General features: G+C 72.0%; 16 protein-coding genes and 1 tRNA gene. 14 read left to right on the top strand and 3 right to left on the bottom strand.

Annotation, left to right across the window (positions count from 1 at the left end):
* Positions 1-52 precede the first annotated feature (52 nt).
* The 3 genes from exaC to ACQXVK_RS08450 are packed head-to-tail and all read left to right on the top strand — an operon-like array spanning position 53 to position 3,243.
* Entirely contained in the window at positions 53-1,594 is a 1,542-nt protein-coding gene (gene exaC / locus ACQXVK_RS08460) for an acetaldehyde dehydrogenase ExaC (protein WP_402263146.1), read from the top strand.
* Complete coding sequence (locus tag ACQXVK_RS08455) at positions 1,594-2,025, top strand: DUF779 domain-containing protein (RefSeq protein WP_022905557.1); 432 nt, start codon at positions 1,594-1,596, stop codon at positions 2,023-2,025. Before exaC ends, ACQXVK_RS08455 begins: the two co-directional genes overlap by 1 nt.
* 45 nt (positions 2,026-2,070) lie before the next feature.
* A complete protein-coding gene (locus ACQXVK_RS08450; RefSeq protein ID WP_430853266.1) occupies positions 2,071-3,243 on the top strand; it encodes a GAF domain-containing protein in 1,173 nt (390 codons plus the stop codon).
* Positions 3,244-3,323: 80 nt separating this feature from the next.
* Here ACQXVK_RS08450 and ACQXVK_RS08445 read toward each other — a convergent pair whose 3' ends face one another.
* Entirely contained in the window at positions 3,324-3,803 is a 480-nt protein-coding gene (locus ACQXVK_RS08445) for a hypothetical protein (RefSeq protein WP_430853265.1), read from the bottom strand.
* A gap of 159 nt (positions 3,804-3,962) precedes the next feature.
* Here ACQXVK_RS08445 and ACQXVK_RS08440 point away from each other — a divergent pair, with 159 nt between their 5' ends.
* The 5 genes from ACQXVK_RS08440 to ACQXVK_RS08420 all read left to right on the top strand — a co-directional run bounded on the left by ACQXVK_RS08440 (position 3,963) and on the right by ACQXVK_RS08420 (position 7,658).
* On the top strand, positions 3,963-4,646 hold the full coding sequence (locus ACQXVK_RS08440) for a response regulator transcription factor (protein ID WP_042723507.1): 684 nt from the start codon (positions 3,963-3,965) through the stop codon (positions 4,644-4,646).
* Positions 4,646-6,193: a HAMP domain-containing sensor histidine kinase gene (locus ACQXVK_RS08435; RefSeq protein WP_430853264.1), complete on the top strand. Its 1,548-nt coding sequence runs from the start codon at positions 4,646-4,648 to the stop codon at positions 6,191-6,193. The genes ACQXVK_RS08440 and ACQXVK_RS08435 overlap by 1 nt, the downstream gene beginning before the upstream one ends.
* A 9-nt stretch (positions 6,194-6,202) precedes the next feature.
* Positions 6,203-6,283, top strand: a tRNA-Leu gene (locus ACQXVK_RS08430).
* A 168-nt stretch (positions 6,284-6,451) separates the two neighbouring features.
* Entirely contained in the window at positions 6,452-7,057 is a 606-nt protein-coding gene (locus ACQXVK_RS08425; protein WP_022905562.1) for an ANTAR domain-containing response regulator, read from the top strand.
* 130 nt (positions 7,058-7,187) lie between these two features.
* Positions 7,188-7,658, top strand: a complete 471-nt coding sequence (locus tag ACQXVK_RS08420) for a GNAT family N-acetyltransferase (protein WP_430853263.1) — start codon at positions 7,188-7,190, stop codon at positions 7,656-7,658.
* Positions 7,659-7,662: 4 nt separating this feature from the next.
* Here ACQXVK_RS08420 and ACQXVK_RS08415 read toward each other — a convergent pair whose 3' ends face one another.
* Together ACQXVK_RS08415 and ACQXVK_RS08410 are read right to left on the bottom strand one after the other, a co-directional pair.
* Positions 7,663-8,046, bottom strand: coding sequence for a VOC family protein (locus ACQXVK_RS08415; protein ID WP_022905564.1), 384 nt, complete (start codon positions 8,044-8,046; stop codon positions 7,663-7,665).
* Positions 8,047-8,075: 29 nt separating this feature from the next.
* Complete coding sequence (locus tag ACQXVK_RS08410) at positions 8,076-8,444, bottom strand: PaaI family thioesterase (RefSeq protein WP_430853440.1); 369 nt, start codon at positions 8,442-8,444, stop codon at positions 8,076-8,078.
* A 100-nt stretch (positions 8,445-8,544) separates the two neighbouring features.
* Here ACQXVK_RS08410 and polA point away from each other — a divergent pair, with 100 nt between their 5' ends.
* The 6 genes from polA to ACQXVK_RS08380 all read left to right on the top strand — a co-directional run bounded on the left by polA (position 8,545) and on the right by ACQXVK_RS08380 (position 17,959).
* Entirely contained in the window at positions 8,545-11,217 is a 2,673-nt protein-coding gene (gene polA, locus ACQXVK_RS08405; protein ID WP_430853262.1) for a DNA polymerase I, read from the top strand.
* A 162-nt stretch (positions 11,218-11,379) separates the two neighbouring features.
* Positions 11,380-13,059 (top strand): DUF885 domain-containing protein, encoded by a 1,680-nt coding sequence (locus tag ACQXVK_RS08400; RefSeq protein WP_430853261.1) that lies wholly within the window; start codon positions 11,380-11,382, stop codon positions 13,057-13,059.
* A 189-nt stretch (positions 13,060-13,248) separates the two neighbouring features.
* The gene (rpsA, locus tag ACQXVK_RS08395) at positions 13,249-14,715 is read left to right on the top strand and encodes a 30S ribosomal protein S1 (RefSeq protein WP_022905568.1); all 1,467 of its coding nucleotides are present in this window, start codon (positions 13,249-13,251) and stop codon (positions 14,713-14,715) included.
* 94 nt (positions 14,716-14,809) lie between these two features.
* Entirely contained in the window at positions 14,810-15,412 is a 603-nt protein-coding gene (gene coaE, locus ACQXVK_RS08390) for a dephospho-CoA kinase (RefSeq protein WP_416393387.1), read from the top strand.
* On the top strand, positions 15,409-16,440 hold the full coding sequence (locus ACQXVK_RS08385; protein WP_416393388.1) for a BPSS1187 family protein: 1,032 nt from the start codon (positions 15,409-15,411) through the stop codon (positions 16,438-16,440). Before coaE ends, ACQXVK_RS08385 begins: the two co-directional genes overlap by 4 nt.
* A gap of 22 nt (positions 16,441-16,462) precedes the next feature.
* Complete coding sequence (locus tag ACQXVK_RS08380) at positions 16,463-17,959, top strand: class I adenylate-forming enzyme family protein (RefSeq protein WP_430853260.1); 1,497 nt, start codon at positions 16,463-16,465, stop codon at positions 17,957-17,959.
* Positions 17,960-17,984: the final 25 nt, after the last annotated feature.

The following is a 17,984-nucleotide window of genomic DNA, read 5'->3' as shown; positions in this document are numbered from 1 at the left end:
TCGGGCAGGCGCGGATCCAGCGCCCCGACAGCGTCGTCGAAAGGTGTCCACCATGACCATCGCACCGTCCCCCTCCACCTACGCCGCACCCGGCGAGGAGGGCTCCCTCGTCTCGTTCCGCTCCCGGTACGACCACTACATCGGCGGCGCGTACGTCCCGCCCGCCGGGGGCCAGTACTTCGAGAACCCCACACCCGTCACCGGCAAGGTCTTCACCGAGATCGCCCGCGGGGACTCCACGGACGTCGACCGGGCGGTCGAGGCCGCGTGGAAGGCCTTCCCCGCCTGGGGCCGGACGAGTGTCGCCGAACGCGCCGCGATCCTCAACCGCATCGCCGACCGGATGGAGCAGAACCTCGAGTCCCTGGCCGTCGCCGAGACGTGGGAGAACGGCAAGCCCATCCGCGAGACGATCGGCGCGGACATCCCGCTGGCCATCGACCACTTCCGCTACTTCGCCGGGGCGATCCGAGCGCAGGAGGGGTCGACGGGGGAGATCGACCACGACACCGTGGCGTACCACTTCCACGAGCCGCTCGGGGTCGTCGGCCAGATCATCCCGTGGAACTTCCCGATCCTGATGGCGGTGTGGAAGCTCGCACCCGCCCTGGCCGCGGGCAACTGCGTCGTCCTGAAGCCCGCCGAGCAGACGCCGGCGTCCATCCACGTCCTCATCGACCTGATCGGTGACCTGCTCCCCGCCGGTGTGCTCAACGTCGTGAACGGCTTCGGCATCGAGGTCGGCGCACCACTCGCGCAGCACCCGGACATCCGCAAGGTCGCGTTCACCGGCGAGACGACCACGGGCCGGTTGATCATGCAGTACGCCTCGCAGAACCTCATCCCGGTGACGCTCGAACTCGGCGGCAAGAGCCCGAACCTCTTCTTCGCCGACGTGGCCCAGGAGAAGGACGCCTTCTACGACAAGGCGCTCGAGGGGTTCGCCTTCTTCAACCTCAACCAGGGCGAGGTCTGCACGTGTCCGTCCCGAGCCCTCGTGGCGAAGGAGATCTACGACGGCTTCGTCGCCGACGGCCTCGACCGGGTCCGTGCGGTCAAGCAGGGCCACCCGCTCGACCTCGCCACGATGATCGGGGCGCAGGCGTCGAACGACCAGCTCGAGAAGATCCTGAGCTACATCGACATCGGCAAGCAGGAGGGCGCGAAGCTCCTCACCGGCGGCGAGCGGGCCGACCTCGGTGGTGAGCTGTCCGGTGGCTACTACGTCCAGCCGACCGTGTTCGAGGGCGACAACTCGATGCGGATCTTCCAGGAGGAGATCTTCGGCCCCGTCCTCGCACTGACGTCGTTCAGCGGCTACGACGACGCGATCTCGATCGCCAACGACACGCTCTACGGCCTCGGCGCCGGAGTGTGGAGCCGCGAGGCGACCACGCTCTACCGCGCCGGCCGCGACATCCAGGCGGGTCGTGTGTGGGAGAACACGTACCACCAGTACCCGGCGGGCGCGGCGTTCGGCGGCTACAAGCAGTCCGGCATCGGACGGGAGAACCACAAGATGATGCTGGAGCACTACCAGCAGACGAAGAACCTCCTCGTGTCCTACGCCGAGGGTCCGATGGGCTTCTTCTGATGCCGCACACCGACGACCGGCCCACGACCGCCCGGGTGGCCGTGACGCCGGCGGCGGCGGCGCTCCTGGGCTCCCTCGCCGCCCGGCACGGCCCGCTGATGTTCCACCAGTCGGGCGGGTGCTGCGACGGCTCGAGCCCGATGTGCTACCCGGTCGGGATGTTCACCACCGGCTCCGGCGACGTGCTCCTCGGCGCGCTCGAGGTCGACGGCATCGCGCCCGTCGAGGTCTACATGTCCCGCTCGCAGTTCGAGTACTGGAAGTACACCCACCTCACGATCGACGTCGTGGACGGCCGAGGTGCCGGGTTCTCCCTCGAGGTGCCGGAGGGCAAGCGGTTCCTCACCCGGTCCCGGATGCTCGACGAGGGCGAACTCGCGGATCTCGGCCTCGTCGGCCCTGGCCCGCGCGCGGCACCCGACGTAGGCTGACCGCACCGGTCGCGACGACGCGACGGGGACCGGACAGGAGGGCGCATGCGCGAACCGTCCGGTCTCCGTCCGCTCGTCGCCGCGTCCTGGCGCCGCTCCGCCCGCGTCGACCCGGACGCCGTGCCGACGCCCTCCCTCGGCGAGGACGAGCTCGACGCGCTCCGCCGCGCGGGCCCGCTCGGCACCGCACTGCCGGTCGTCCGTCGGCTCCTGCTCGACGACGTCCGCTCGGCCGGGTGCGTCGTCGCGGTCGCCGACGCGACGGGTCGGCTCGTCTGGGTGGACGGCGCACGGTCCGCCCGGCGCGCGGCAGAGGGCATGGGGTTCGTCCCCGGCGCCGACTGGGCCGAGGACCGAGCCGGGACGAGCGCCCCCGGGACGGCGCTCCGGCTCGGGCGCGCGGTCCAGATCCACGCCGAGGAGCACTACGCGACCGCGGTGAAGGGGTTCTCGTGCACGGCCGTCCCGCTCCGCGACGCCGCCGGCACGGTCGTCGGCGCGCTCGACATCACGGGCGACGACCGCGCGGTCGAGCGCCACACCCTCCCGCTCCTCACCGCGACGGCCGCGGCAGCCGAGGCGGAGCTCGCGCTGGCGGCCCTCTCGGCACGGACCACCCGTCCGGGACCCGTCGCGTCGGCGGAGCTCACCCTGCTCGGCGCCGACACCGCGACGCTGCACGTCGGCACGCGGTCGACCAGGCTGTCCGAGCGGCACTCGGAGATCCTGGCGGTGCTCGCAGCGAGCCCCGAGGGGCTGGCGGCCGCGGACCTCGCGGTCGCGGTCTACGGCGATGCCCGCGCCGTCCAGACGCTGCGCGCCGAGGTGGTGCGCCTCCGGCGCGTCCTCGCGCACCACGGGCTCGACGCGGGGCTCACGTCCAGGCCGTACCGCCTGCAGGGCATCCGCACCGACGTCGAGACGGTGCTGTCCGCGCTCGACCGCGGGGCGCGCCTCCAGGCTGTCGACCGCTACACGGGACCGGTCCTGCCGGGTTCCGCGTCGCCGGGTGTCGACGACCTGCGCGACCGGGTCCGGTCACGGTTCCGTGAGTCGCTCCTGCAGGACGGCGGCGTCGACGCGCTGCAGGCCTGGGCGCGCACCGCGGACGGCGCAGCCGACGAGCAGGTGCTGCTGGCGCTGCTCGCGGCACTGCCGCGTCGATCGCCGCGGCGCGCGAGCGTGGTGGCGGCGATCGAGGCGATCGAGCGTCCCTGAGGGCTCCGCCGGTCGGGAGGCGCGGCACGCGTCGGTCCGTCGGCCGACGGCACGCGCCTCCCGCGGCGGGTGCGGGGTGCTCAGGACCCGGTCGTCGGTTCCGGCGTCGAGGTGGCGTCGGACCCGGGAGCGGCGGGCGGGGTCGGTGCCGTCCCGTCCTTGGGCTGGGTGGGTGCCGTCCCGTCCTTGGGCGGGGTGGGTGCCTTCCCGTCCTTCGGCGGGGTGGGTGCCGTGCCGTCCTTCGGCGGGGTGGGCGCCTTCCCGTCGGCGAGCGGGCCGGCGACGCATCCGGGGGCGGAGCCCGCGGCGCCGTCCTTCGCGCCGGGGCCGGCGGCGGGACCGTCCGTCGGGGCTCCTGTCGGGGCTCCGGTCGGGGCGCCGGTCGGGGCGCCGCTCGGGCCGGCGGTCGGCGCGCCGGTCGCGGCCGAGCTCGGTGCGGCGGGGGCGGCCATCGCCGCGCTGACCCCGATCCCGCCGAGGACCAGCACGGCCGCCGCGGCGGAACCGATGCCGACCGCCCGGAGGCTCCGGCGGCGCGTGGTGGGCTGTTCGTCCTGCATGGTGATCTCCTGTTCGTCCGTCGGTCGACCGGGGCGGTCCGCCGACGAGGACGACGGTCGGGTTCGAATCTGAAGCAGGACTGAAGCATCTGCTGCGCACAGGGGTTCTCCAGCTCGTTCCATGCTCCGTGCTGGCGGAACCGCCCTACCGTGGCCGCCGTGAACGCACCCGCACGCATCCTGGTGGTCGAGGACGACGACTCCCTCCGCACCGCCGTCGTGACGACCCTCCGCGCCGAGGGCTTCACCGTCGCCGAGGTCGCCGACGGCCGCTCCATCGCGGCCGACCTGGACCGCACCGCCCCGGACCTCGTCCTGCTGGACTGGATGCTCCCCGGGCCGAGCGGCATCCTGCTGGCCGCCCGCATCCGCGCCCGCTCGGACGCCGCGGTCGTGATGACCACCGCGCGCGACGAGCTCGACGACCGACTCCGCGGCTTCGCCGAGGGTGCCGACGACTACGTGGTGAAGCCGTTCGCGATGGCGGAGCTCGTCGCCCGCGTCACGGCCGTGCTCCGGCGGCGCGGACGGGTGCCGTCCGTGATCGAGGTGGGCGACCTCGTCCTCGACCCCGACGGGTCGACGGTCCGGCGTGGCGGCGTGCTGCTCGACCTGACCGCGACCGAGTTCCGGCTGCTCCGGTTCCTCGCCGAGAGCCGGGGGCGGACCGTGTCGAAGGGGCAGATCACGACGCAGGTCTGGGGCTACGAGGACATCGCGCCGAACCTGGTCGAGGTCCACCTGAGCGCGTTGCGGCGGAAGATGGAGGCGCACGGTCCGCGGCTCGTGCACACCGTCCGGGGCCTCGGGTACCGGCTCGCCGTCGACCGGGGTGCAGCGTGATGCGCGACGGTCGGCTGCGCACCACCTCGCTGCGCCTGCGGACGGTGATCGCCATCCTCGTGCTCCTCACCGTCCTGCTCACAGCCCTCGTCGTCGCGGTCGAGGCCGTGCTCGGCGCCCGTCTGACCGCCCAGGTCGAGGACCGTCTGCGCGACCGCGCCTCGGCCGCCGCCGCGCTCGTCGGGGTGCTCGACGCGAGCGACCTCGCCGACCGGTTGTCCGCCCAGGGGCTCTCGGTGCGGATCGTCGAGCCCGACGGCGCCGCGGTCGAGGCGGGGCCCAGCCCGGAGCAGCTCCGGAAGGGTCCGCCCGACCCGGGCACACTGCCGGGGCCGGCACCGCGGTCGGCGGGGACGAGCGCGTCGGGGTCGAACGGCACGGCGTCGGACGGCACAGCGTCGTCCGACTCGGGGTCTTCCGGCACGGCGTCGTCCGCCACCGCCGGAGCGACCATCACGTCGTCGTCGGTGCACGAGGACGACGGGGTGCTCACGCTCCGCTCCGACCTCGCCGACGGCACCCGCATCACGCTGACCGCGGGGACCCGCGACGTGCAGGAGACCCTGACGCAGCTCGGCTGGGTCATGGGCGGGGCGTCGGCCGCGTTCCTCGGGGTCGCCGTCGTGGGTGTCGTGCTCGTCGTCCGCCGCTCCCTGCGGCCGCTCGACGAGATGACCCGGGCGGCCCGCTCCATCACCGCGGGCGACCGCGGACGGCGGCTCCGCCCGTCACGCACCGACACCGAGATCGGCCGCGTCGCACTCGCTCTCGACGAGATGCTCGACGCGGTCGAGGGCGCCGAGGCGCAGGCGGTCGCCGCCGAGGAACGGGTCCGCGCGTTCCTCTCAGACGCGGCCCACGAACTCCGCACCCCCGTCGCCGGCGTCCGCGCGGCCGCGGACACCCTCGTCCGGAACGGACCGGACGACCCCGCGACGAACGAGGTCCTGGCCGTGCACGTCGTCCGGCAGGCCGACCGCGCGGCACGCCTCGTCGACGACATGCTCACGATGGCGCGCCTCGACCGGGGCATCGCCCTCGACCGACGCCGCACCGACCTCGTCGACTGGCTGCGTGCCGAGGCCGATCGGCTCCGGATCCGGCTCCCCGGCGTGGAGGTCGACCTCGACGTCCCGGACCACGCGGTCGACGCCGACGTGGACCCGGACCGGCTCGCGCAGGTCCTCGGCAACCTGGTCGACAACGCCGCGCGGGCGACCGGTGGGACGGGCAGCGTCCGGCTGACGCTCCGCGCGGGGCCGGACGACGCGCTGCTCCGGGTCGAGGACGACGGCCCGGGCATCCCGGCAGCCGACCGCGAGCGCGTCTTCGACCGGCTGGTCCGGCTCGAGGACGCCCGGGACGTCCGCTCCGGTGGGGCGGGGCTCGGGCTCCCCATCGCCCGGGGCATCGCACTCGCGCACGGCGGGTCGCTCGTCCACGGGCCCGACGGGGACCTCGGTGGCGCGGTCTTCGAGCTGCGCCTCGCGACGAGCCCGACGGTGCCGGAGGGTGCGCGTCCGAGGGCGGGCGCCCTGCTAGCCTGATGTCCGCCAGCGAGTGTGGTGGAACGGTAGACACGGGGCACTCAAAATGCTCTGCCTCACGGCGTGCGGGTTCGAGTCCCGCCACTCGTACAACGCGGCTCACGGCGTGCGGGACAGTCCCAGTCCGACCGTCCCGCCACTCGTACAACGCGGCTCACGGCGTGCGGGGCAGTCCTGGTACGACCGTCCCGCCACTCGTACAACGCGGCATCCGCCGCCTGACGAACGCGCGTTCCGGTGTCTAGTAGGCTCTTGCGTGTGAGTGACACAGAAGCAACTGCAACAGCACCCCGTCGCGTCGTCGTCGCCGAGGACGAGTCGCTCATCCGCCTCGACATCGTCGAGATCCTCCGCGACAACGGGTTCGACGTCGTCGGCGAAGCGGGTGACGGCGAGACCGCCGTGCAGCTCGCCACCGACCTCCGTCCCGACCTCGTCGTGATGGACGTCAAGATGCCGCAGCTCGACGGCATCTCCGCCGCCGAGAAGCTCTCGAAGAACCACATCGCCCCCGTGGTCCTCCTCACGGCGTTCAGCCAGAAGGACCTCGTCGAGCGTGCGACCGAGGCCGGCGCCCTCGCCTACGTCGTCAAGCCGTTCACGCCGAACGACCTGCTCCCCGCGATCGAGATCGCCCTCTCGCGGCACCAGCAGATCATCACGCTCGAGGCCGAGGTCGCCGACCTCGTCGAGCGCTTCGAGACCCGCAAGCTCGTCGACCGCGCCAAGGGCCTGCTCAACGAGAAGATGGGCCTCACCGAGCCCGAGGCGTTCCGTTGGATCCAGAAGGCCTCGATGGACCGTCGGCTGACCATGCACGACGTCGCCAAGGCGATCATCGAGCAGCTCAGCGCCAAGAAGTAGCGACCCCGTCGCTCGCACGAGAGCGCCGTCTCCCCTCGGGGAGGCGGCGCTCTCGTCGTCCGTCGACGGACCGGGTTCGGTGGCCGGGCGGCCCGCGGCGGTGGACCCGACCACCTGGCAGGGTGGAGCGATGGACGACGTGGTGATCCGTGCCTCCCGGCCCGACGACATGCCGGCGGTAGCCGACCTGCGCTGGCGGTGGAGCGTCGACGAGGACGGCGCCGCTCCGGCGGTCACGCCGGAGGTGTACCGCGAGGCGATGACCGCGTTCGCCGCCGAGCACGCCGACTCGCACCGGTGCGTGGTGGCCGAGCGGGACGGGCGCGTGCTCGGGATGGCGTGGCTCGCTCTGAGCCCCCGGCCGCCGGCACCGCACCGTCCCGGGGGCCGGGTGGCCGCCGAACTGCAGACCGTCTACGTGCACCCCGAACTCCGGGGCGCCGGTGTCGCAGGACGCCTCGTCGAACGGCTGCTCGTCGAGGCGGACGACGCCGGCGCCGAACGCGTCGTCGTGCACTCGAGCGTGGTCGGCGAGACGCTCTACCGCCGCCTCGGGTTCGGCGACGCCCGGCTGCTGCTGCAGCGCCCGCCCGAGGACTGACCCGTCAGCCGCGCGACGGCAGCTCCTGCAGGGTCCAGGCGTTCCGGTCGGGGTCGGTGAAGAAGACGAAGCGACCCCAGGCCAGCTCGTCCACGCCGATCGCGTCGACGCCGAGCCCCTGCAGGTGCGCGAGCGCCTCGTCGGCGTCCGGCACGACGACCTGGATCGACTTGAGCGAACCCGGGACGACGTCCGGCGACATGATGCCCTCGCCGAACGCGATGGAGCAGGCCGACCCGGGCGGGGTGGCCTGCACGAAGCGGAGCTCGTCGGAGACGCGCTGGTCGTGGTCGATCGAGAAGCCGATCCGTTCGTAGAACGCGCGGGATCGGTCGACGTCGCTGACGGGGACGAGGATCAGTTCGATCCTCCAGTCGGTGGCGGGCACGGGTCACTCCTTCGTGACGCCCGCCGGGATCAGCGGGCTTCGCGGATCATGTTGGTGATGCGCACGGTGGAGCAGCGCCGCCCCTGGTCGTCGGTGAGGACGATCTCGTGCGTGGTGAGCGTGTTCCCCAGGTGCAGCGCCGTGCAGGTGCCGGTCACCAGGCCGCTCGTGGCGCTCCGGGAGTGCGAGGCGTTCAGCTCGATGCCGACGGCGTACCGGCCGGGACCGGCGTGCACGTTCGCGGCCATCGACCCGAGGCTCTCGGCGAGCACGACGTACGCGCCGCCGTGCAGCAGCCCGACCGGCTGCCGGTTGCCCTCGACCGGGAGCGTCCCCACGGCGCGCTCGGCGGAGAGCTCCGTGATGACCATGCCCATCTTCTCGGCGAGCTCGCCCATGCCGCGGTCGGCGAGCCGTCCGTCGACGCCCTTCGTGGAGGTGGCTTCGTCGGTCACGCTGGCGGACTCCCGTGTCGGATGGCGTCGGTAGGCTGTCCGGGTGTCGGACTCCGCAAAGCCTACCCTCATGGTCATCGACGGCCACTCGCTCGCCTTTCGGGCCTTCTACGCGCTGCCGGTCGACAGCTTCGTGAACCGCGACGGGCAGCACACGAACGCCATCCACGGCTTCATCTCGATGCTGCTGATGCTGCTCCAGCGGGAGAAGCCGACCCACCTCGCGGTCGCGTTCGACATCTCGCGGTTCTCGTTCCGCACCCGCGAGTACGAGGACTACAAGGGCACCCGTTCCGAGACCCCGGCCGAGTTCAAGGGGCAGATCCCGCTGCTGCAGCAGGCGCTCGAGGCGATGGGCATCACGACCGTGACGAAGGAGGACTACGAGGCCGACGACATCCTCGCCACCTTCGCCCGCCAGGGCGCCGAGCAGGGCTACCAGGTGTACGTGGTGTCCGGCGACCGCGACTCCATCCAGCTCGTGAACGACGACGTCACGCTGCTGTACCCGTCCGTCCGCGGCGTCTCCGAGCTCACCCGCTACGACCGCGACAAGGTCTACGAGCGCTACGGCATCGAGCCGCACCAGTACCCCGACATCGCCGCGCTCGTGGGGGAGACCAGCGACAACCTCATCGGCATCGACAAGGTCGGCGAGAAGACCGCCGTCAAGTGGATCACGCAGTACGGTTCGCTCGACGGGGTGCTCGAGCACGCCGACGAGATCAAGGGCGTCGTCGGCAACAACCTCCGCGAGCAGCGGGACCGCGCGATCCGCAACCGCAAGCTGAACCGTCTCGTCAACGACGTCGAGCTCCCGGTGGGCCCGGCCGACGTCGCGCTGCGGCCCCTCGACGAGACCGCGGTGCGCGAGCTCTTCGCCAAGCTGCAGTTCCGCACGTTGCTCGACCGCGTGTTCAAGGTCGCGGGCACCGGCGAGCCGTCCGACGCCACCGAGACCGCGGGGTCGGTCGACAGCGGGGCGCCGACGCCGCCGTCCGTCAAGACCCTCATCGACGAGGAACTCGGCTACTGGCTCGAGCGTCGCAACGCGGCCGAGGCGGCGAACGGCTACGGCGTCGCCGTCGAGGTCATCGACGGACGCCTCAGCGCCATCGGCATCGCGACGCACGACGACGCGGTCCTCGTCCCGGGCGGCAGCGGCGCGAAGGACTACGAGCAGCTCTCAGCGTGGTTCGCGTCCGACGCCCCGAAGCACTTCCACGACGCCAAGACCGCGATCAAGGCGCTGGCCACGGCCGGGTTCGAGGTGAACGGCATCGCCGGGGACGCCCGCCTGATCGGGTGGCTCGCACAGCCGGGCAAGCAGGGACAGCCGCTCGCCGACCTCGTCTACCAGGAGCTCGGCGAAGAGCTGCCGACGGCCGACCCGAACCAGCTCGTCCCCGAGACCGACCCGGTGAACGTCGGCGTGCACGCGTGGTTCGTGCTGCGGGTCACGACGGCGCTGCGTGCCCGCCTCGACGAGTCGTCGCTGCGGGTCCTCGACGACATCGAGCTCCCGCTCGTGCCGGTCCTCGCCGGCATGGAGACCACCGGCGTCGCGATCGACCGTCCCGTGCTGACCGGGCTCTCGCACGACCTCGGGGAGCGCGCGGCCGAACTCGCGCAGCAGGCCTTCGCCGAGATCGGGCACGAGGTGAACCTCGGGTCGCCCAAGCAGCTGCAGGAAGTGCTCTTCACCGAGCTCGCGATGCCGAAGACCCGCAAGACCAAGACCGGGTTCTCGACCGACGCCGCCAGCCTCACCGACCTGCAGGAGCAGCACCCGCACCCGTTCCTCGGCCTGCTGCTGCAGCACCGTGACGCCACGAAGCTCCGTCAGATCGTCGACACGCTGGACGCCGCGGTCGTCGACGGTCGCATCCACACCCGGTACGAGCAGACCGGCAGCAGCACCGGCCGGATCTCGTCGACCGACCCGAACCTGCAGAACATCCCGGTGAAGACCGCGGTCGGGCGTCGCGTGCGCTCGGCGTTCGCCGTCGCCGAGCCCTACACGACGCTCATCACCGCCGACTACTCGCAGATCGAGATGCGCATCATGGCGCACCTGTCCGGTGACCCGGGGCTGATCCAGGCCTTCAACGAGGGCGAGGACCTGCACCGTTTCGTCGGCGCCCGGGTGTTCTCGGTCGAACCCGCCGACGTCACGCCCGAGATGCGCACGAAGGTCAAGGCGATGTCCTACGGCCTCGCGTACGGCCTCAGCCCGTTCGGTCTGTCGAAGCAGCTCCGCATCGAGCAGTCCGAGGCGCGCACGCTCATGAACGAGTACTTCGCCCGGTTCGGCTCGGTCCGCGACTACCTGCGCGGCGTCGTCGAGCAGGCGCGCGAGGACGGCTACACCGAGACGATCTTCGGCCGTCGTCGTCCGTTCCCGGACCTGAAGAGCCCGAACCGCGTCCTCCGCGAGAACGCCGAGCGCGCCGCCCTGAACGCGCCGATCCAGGGATCGGCGGCCGACATCATGAAGATCGCGATGCTCGGCGTGGCCGCCGACCTCCGCGACGGCGGGCTGGACTCCCACCTGCTCCTGCAGGTGCACGACGAGCTCATCCTCGAGGTCGCTCCCGGCGAGCAGGAGCGGGTCGAGGACATCCTCCGCGCCCGCATGGGCGGTGCGGCCGAGCTCAGCGTCCCGCTGGACGTGTCCGTCGGCGTCGGCCCGAACTGGGAGGCGGCGGCGCACTGACGCGCGACCGCCTGTCGGCCCGCGAGCTGGGCCCCACCAGCCGGTACCGGCGCGACGCGCCGACGGCGTGGCGGCCGTGCCCGGAGGGACGGTGCGGGCTCGCACCGCGCCTCCCGTCCCACGGGTTCCACGTCGTGCGCGGACGTGGATAGGGTCGAGGACATGACCGATGACCGTCCCGTCCGCCAGCCCTCTGCCGTCGACCGGGTCGCCGAGGACTGGGTGACCACCCTCGTCGACCTCGACCCGACCGTCGCCACGTACATCGGAGTGCCGGGGCGGACGGGGGAGTACGGCGACACGTCGCTCGCCGGTGCTGCGGCCCTGGCGGACGCGGCGCGTGCGGCGAAGCGCGCGCTGGACGCTGCCGACGCGGTGGACGCCGTCGACCGGGTGACGAAGACGGACCTCGGCGCCGAGCTGGACCTCGTCCAGGAGTCCTTCGACCGGAAGCTGCACCTCCGCGACCTCAACGTCATCGCCAGCCCGGCGCAGTCGGTGCGCGACGTCCTCGACCTCATGCCGACCGCGACCGAGTCCGACTGGCAGGACATCGCGAGCCGTCTGCACGCCCTCCCCGACGCGATCGAGGGCATCCGCGAGACCCTGCTCGAGGGCACGCGTGAGGACGTGACGCCGGCGCGCCGCCAGGTGGCGCTCATCGCCGAACAGGCCACCCGCACCGGCGCCGAGGACGGTGTCTTCCGACAGCTCGTCGACGGTGCCGCGTTCGACGACGGCGGGTCCGTGCCCGAGGCGCTCCGTGCCGAGCTGGCCCGCGGGGCCGAGGTCGCCGCGGCCGCCTACCGGTCGTTCGGGCAGTTCCTCGAGCACGAGCTCATGCCGCTCGCGACGCCCGTGGACGCCGTCGGTCGCGAGGCGTACGAGCTGCACTCCCGACGCTTCCTGGGCGCGGTCGTCGACCTGGACGAGACGTACCAGTGGGGCATCGAGGAGCTCGCCCGGATGCGTGCGGAGCAGGAGCGCATCGCCGACCGCATCGAGTCCGGTGCGAGCGTCGCCCGCGCGATCGAGGTACTCGACGCCGACCCCGCCCGCGTGCTGCACGGCACCGACGCCCTGCAGCGGTGGATGCAGGAGACCAGTGACGAGTCGATCCGTGCGATGGACGGCAGGTACTTCGACATCGCCGACCCGATCAAGCGCCTCGAGTGCCGGATCGCGCCGACGCAGGAGGGTGGGATCTACTACACCGGCCCGTCCGACGACTTCTCGCGCGCCGGCCGCATGTGGTGGTCCGTGCCGCAGGGCGTCACCGAGTTCGGCACCTGGCGCGAGAAGACGACGGTCTACCACGAGGGCGTCCCCGGTCACCACCTGCAGATCAGCCAGGGCGTCTACAACCGCGGTGAGCTGAACACCTGGCGCCGGCAGCTCTCCGGGTCGTCCGGACACGTCGAGGGCTGGGCGCTCTACGCCGAGCGCCTCATGGAGCAGCTCGGCTTCCTGGACGACGACGGCGACCGGCTCGGCATGCTCGACGGGCAGCGGATGCGTGCGGCTCGTGTGGTGCTCGACATCGGCGTCCACCTGCAGAAGACGAACCCCGACGGCGGGGCGTGGACGTGGGAGTACGCGCTCGACTTCATGCGGCAGAACGTGAACATGTCCGACGAGTTCGTCCAGTTCGAGGTCGCCCGATACTTCGGGTGGCCCGGGCAGGCGCCCTCGTACAAGGTCGGGCAGCGCGTCTGGGAGTCGATCCGCGACGAGGTGGCGGCCCGCGAGGGTGCCGCCTTCGACCTGAAGGCGTTCCACCACCGCGCGCTCGCGCTCGGCAGCATCGGGCTCGACACGCTCCGGAGTGCCCTGCTCGACTGATCCGCCGGGCGTCGTCACGAACCGACACGCCCGGTTGTGGGCGCTCGCCCGCTGCGGTTAGACTTGTGCGGCGCAATCCGCGCTCATCAAACACATCGCCAGGACGGCTCGAACCGGCATCCGGTTCGGACCAGGGGGTCGCTCCCTCGCCGTCTGGCCCGACTCATGTCCGTTCGGAGCAATCTCTACATGACAACCACCACGACCAAGGCTCCCAAGCAGGTCGCCATCAACGACATCGGCTCGGCTGATGACTTCCTGGCCGAGGTCGAGAAGACCCTGAAGTTCTTCAACGACGGAGACCTCATCTCCGGCACCGTCGTGAAGATCGACCGCGACGAGGTCCTCCTCGACGTCGGTTACAAGACCGAGGGTGTCATCCCCTCGCGCGAGCTCTCCATCAAGCACGACGTCGACCCCAACGAGGTCGTCGAGGTCGGCGACGAGGTCGAGGCCCTGGTTCTCCAGAAGGAGGACAAGGAAGGTCGCCTCATCCTGTCGAAGAAGCGTGCGCAGTACGAGCGCGCCTGGGGCGACGTCGAGAAGATCAAGGAGTCCGACGGCGTCGTGACCGGTACGGTCATCGAGGTCGTCAAGGGCGGCCTGATCGTCGACATCGGTCTCCGCGGCTTCCTCCCGGCCTCGCTCATCGAGCTGCGTCGCGTCCGCGACCTGACGCCGTACCTCGGCCAGGAGCTCGAGGCGAAGATCCTCGAGCTCGACAAGAACCGGAACAACGTCGTCCTCTCGCGCCGCGCGCTGCTCGAGCAGACGCAGTCCGAGTCCCGGACCACGTTCCTCAACAACCTCCACAAGGGCCAGGTCCGCAAGGGCATCGTGTCGTCGATCGTCAACTTCGGTGCGTTCGTCGACCTCGGCGGCGTCGACGGTCTCGTCCACGTCTCCGAGCTCAGCTGGAAGCACATCGAGCACGCCAGCGAGGTCGTCGAGGTCGGTCAGGAAGTCACCGTCGAGATCCTCGAGGTGGACCTGGACCGCGAGCGCGTGTCGCTCTCGCTCAAGGCCACGCAGGAAGACCCGTGGCAGGTCTTCGCCCGCACCCACGCGATCGGTCAGATCGCGCCGGGCAAGGTCACGAAGCTCGTGCCGTTCGGTGCCTTCGTCCGCGTTGCCGACGGCATCGAGGGCCTCGTGCACATCTCGGAGCTCTCGAACAAGCACGTCGAGCTCGCCGAGCAGGTCGTCTCGGTCAACGACGAGGTCTTCGTCAAGATCATCGACATCGACCTCGACCGTCGCCGCATCTCGCTCAGCCTCAAGCAGGCGAACGAGGGCGTGGACCCCGAGGGCACCGAGTTCGACCCGGCGCTCTACGGCATGCCGACCGAGTACGACGACAAGGGCGACTACAAGTACCCGGACGGCTTCGACCCGGAGACGAACGAGTGGCTCGAGGGCTACGACACCCAGCGCACCGAGTGGGAGGGGCAGTACGCCGCCGCCCAGGCGCGTTGGGAAGCCCACAAGGCGCAGGTCGCGAAGACCATCGCCGACGAGGCGCAGGGTGGCTTCGACCTCCCGGCGACCGCTTCGTCGTCGTCGTCGACGTTCGCGACCGAGTCGAACGGTCAGGGAACCCTGGCCGACGACGCGTCGCTCGCAGCGCTCCGCGAGAAGCTCAGCTCGACCAACTGATCGAGCAGCGCTCCCGCACCGGAAGCCCGGCATCCCTGAGAAGGGGTGCCGGGCTTCCGGCCGTTCGTGCGGCGTGGGTCGGTACCCTGTCGCTGTGCGCATCATCGGTCTCACGGGCGGCATCGCCGCGGGCAAGTCGACCGTCTCCGGACGGTGGGCCGAGCACGGTGCGGTCGTCGTCGACGCCGACCGGCTCGCCCGGGACGCCGTCGCCCCCGGCAGTCCCGGCCTCGCGCAGGTCGCCGAGCGGTTCGGCCCCGGCGTGATCGCGGCCGACGGGTCGCTCGACCGGCCGGCGCTCGGCGCGATCGTGTTCGCCGACGCCGCAGCGCGGAAGGACCTCGAGGGGATCACCCACCCCGAGGTGTGGCGTCTCGCCCAGGCGGCCTTCGACGCTGCCGAGCGCGCGGACCCCGACGCCGTCGTGGTCTACGACGTGCCCCTCCTCGCCGAGGCCCGGGGAAGCCGGCCGCTGCGGTTCGACGCCGTCGTCGTGGTCGACGCCCCCGCGGCCCAGCGCATCGAGCGCCTCGTGGAGCACCGCGGGATGCCCCGGGACGAGGCCGAGCGCCGAGTGGCCGCGCAGGCGAGCGACGCCGAGCGGCTGGCACTCGCCGACCACGTGGTGGACGCCACGGGGAGCCTCGCGGACACGCTCCGCTCCGCCGACGCGGTCTGGGACCGTATCGGCCGATGAAGCACCGGCTGCTCCTCGTCATCGCCGCCGTCGTCCTCGTCGTCATCGGTGCCGCGTCGCTCGTCGCGGCGAACGTCCTCGGCGGGGAACGCGTGGCCGAGCACGGCCGGGTCGCCGCAGCCGATCGACCACGCGGTGACGAGCACGGTCCGGCGGGGGAGTTCCACCGCTTCCGACTCGGCACCATCAACGGGCAGCGGCTCGAGCCGAACCGTGACGACTTCGCGGCACGGACCGACTCGGGTGGCCCGCTGCTGCTCTTCCTGCCGGCGACCCGAGCCCGTCCCGCCGACTACCAGCTGTTCCTGTCCACGGCGCTGCGCGACGGCTACCACGTGCTCGGCCTCGACTACTGGAACCTCGGCAAGACCCTGTCGGGGACCTGCGAGGCGGACCCGAGCTGCTACGGCACGGTGCAGCGCAACCGGTTCGACGGCACCCGTCCGTCCCGGTTCAGTTCGGTGGAGCCGTCCGGGTCGATCGTCTCCCGGTTCCGCGACGCGATCGCGTACCTCGACGACCACGACCCCGAGGGCGGGTGGGGGCGCTTCGTGCAGGGTGACTCCGACATCGCGTGGGAGGACATCGTCGTAGCCGGGCACTCGCAGGGCGGCGGCGAAGCGGCGTACATCGCGCACATCCGCTCGGTCCGAGGAGCGCTGATGTTCTCGTCGCCCGTGGAGTCGCTCGGGAGCGAACACGCGGCCTGGATGGACCGCCCCGGCAGGACGCCGGTCGACCGGATGTACGCGATCGACGACGTCCGCGACGTGTTCGGGCCCCGGATCCGCGGGTCGTGGAAGGTGCTCGGCCTCGACGGCGACACCGGGCCGTTCCGGACCGACACCGCACCCCCGGGTGCCGGCCAAGACCCCCACGCGATCCTCACGGACATCCAGGTCGGTTCGCCGGGCGAGAGCCACTCGCGGACGATCAAGGACTCGACGCCGATCGGTCCGGACGGGCTCCCGCGGATGGAGGGGCTGTGGCAGTGGCTGCTCCACCGGTTCCCTTCGGACCCGTCATAGGATCCCGCAATACTCTGAGTCCGTGCAGCAAGCAGGTGAAGGACCCGACCTGCGCTCGACCATCCGTTCCCGGGCGGAGCAGGACGCCGAGCGCAACTACCTCGAGGACGCGCGCAGCGACCGCGTCCTGACCTACCGTGCGCTCGACGACGCGGTGTCCGCGTGGTCCTCGACGTTCGACGCGATCGGGGTCGCACCGTCCGGAGCGGTTCTCGTCGACCTCGGCGACCCGCTCTCCTTCGCCGTCGTGCACCTCGCCGCCCTCGCGACCGGGCGTCGGGCGATCCCCGTCGACACCGGGCAGCCGACCACGGAACCGGGCCGTCTCGCCGACCTGATCGGCGGCGCCTCAATCGTGGTGACCGACCGTGCCGTGGACGCGACCATCCCGGGCGCGCCCGCGAGCGGGATCGACGCGGCCACGTTCCTCCCGGCCGGCGTGCGCGACGGCGACCTGCCGACGGTCAGTCCGGACGCACCCGGCGAGGGGTCGGTCGTGCTCTTCACCTCCGGCTCCACCGGGACCCCGAAGGGCGTCGAGCTGCCCGAGTCGCAGCTGCTGTTCGTCGCCCGCGCGGTGGCGCGGCACAACCGGCTCACCCCCGAGGACCGTGGGTTCAACTCGCTCCCGCTCTTCCACGTCAACGCCGAGGTCGTGGGGCTGCTCGCCACCCTCGTCGCCGGTGCGACCCTGGTGGTCGATCGACGGTTCCGCCGGACCGGGTTCTGGGAGCTCCTCGCCGAGCGTCGGATCACGTGGCTCAACGCGGTGCCCGCGATCCTCGCCGTCCTCGCGAAGACCGGTCCGCTCGACTTCCCCGCGGGGCTCCGGTTCGTCCGGAGTGCCTCCGCACCGCTGCCGGACCCGGTGCGGCAGGCGCTCGGGGACGTGCCGCTCGTCGTCAGCTGGGGGATGACCGAGGGGGCGTCGCAGATCACCGCGACCCCGCTCGACGCTCCGGCGCGGGTCGGGACCGTCGGTGTGCCCGTCGGGTCCGAGGTGCAGGTCCGGGGCGAGGACGGCTCCGTGCTGCCCGCCGACGAGGTCGGTGCCCTCTGGATCCGCGGCGCGGGCATCGTGCGCCGGTACCTCTTCGGGCGCGCGGCCGAACGGTTCGACGCGGACGGCTGGCTGAGCACGGGAGACGTGGGCTCGGTCTCGGCGGACGGCTGGGTCTCGCTCGCCGGACGCTCCGACGACGTCATCAACCGTGGGGGCGAGAAGGTCTACCCGTCCGAGGTCGAGGACGTGCTGCTCGGGGACGACCGCGTGCTCGAGGCCGTGGTCGTCGGGCGGCCGCACGACGTCCTGGGCGCGGTGCCGATCGCGTACGTGATCCCGCAGCCGGACGAGGTCGTGGACGCCGATGCCCTGGTCGCCGACCTCACGGCGCGCGCCGAGGCCCGGCTCACCCGGTTCCGACGCCCGGTCGAGATCGTCGTGGTGCCCGACCTGCCGCGGGCGCCGACCGGGAAGGTTCAGCGGGCGAAGGTGCGGACGATGGCCGAGCAGCCGTGACCGGCAGTGCCTCTGTGCCGCGTGC

The organism is Curtobacterium sp. AB451 (assembly GCF_050585845.1).
Classification (GTDB): Bacteria; Actinomycetota; Actinomycetes; order Actinomycetales; family Microbacteriaceae; genus Curtobacterium.
This window is presented reverse-complemented; position numbering and strand designations above follow the sequence as displayed.

Bases quoted from the DNA above. Each gene is read 5' to 3' on its own strand.
- exaC (WP_402263146.1), top strand. From the start codon at position 53: ATGACCATCGCACCGTCCCCCTCCACCTACGCCGCACCCGGCGAGGAG.
- ACQXVK_RS08420 (WP_430853263.1), top strand. From the start codon at position 7,188: ATGGACGACGTGGTGATCCGTGCCTCCCGGCCCGACGACATGCCGGCG.
- ACQXVK_RS08445 (WP_430853265.1), bottom strand. From the start codon at position 3,803: ATGCAGGACGAACAGCCCACCACGCGCCGCCGGAGCCTCCGGGCGGTC.
- ACQXVK_RS08385 (WP_416393388.1), top strand. From the start codon at position 15,409: ATGAAGCACCGGCTGCTCCTCGTCATCGCCGCCGTCGTCCTCGTCGTC.
- ACQXVK_RS08450 (WP_430853266.1), top strand. From the start codon at position 2,071: ATGCGCGAACCGTCCGGTCTCCGTCCGCTCGTCGCCGCGTCCTGGCGC.
- ACQXVK_RS08455 (WP_022905557.1), top strand. From the start codon at position 1,594: ATGCCGCACACCGACGACCGGCCCACGACCGCCCGGGTGGCCGTGACG.
- rpsA (WP_022905568.1), top strand. From the start codon at position 13,249: ATGACAACCACCACGACCAAGGCTCCCAAGCAGGTCGCCATCAACGAC.
- ACQXVK_RS08400 (WP_430853261.1), top strand. From the start codon at position 11,380: ATGACCGATGACCGTCCCGTCCGCCAGCCCTCTGCCGTCGACCGGGTC.
- ACQXVK_RS08435 (WP_430853264.1), top strand. From the start codon at position 4,646: ATGCGCGACGGTCGGCTGCGCACCACCTCGCTGCGCCTGCGGACGGTG.
- ACQXVK_RS08410 (WP_430853440.1), bottom strand. From the start codon at position 8,444: ATGGGCGAGCTCGCCGAGAAGATGGGCATGGTCATCACGGAGCTCTCC.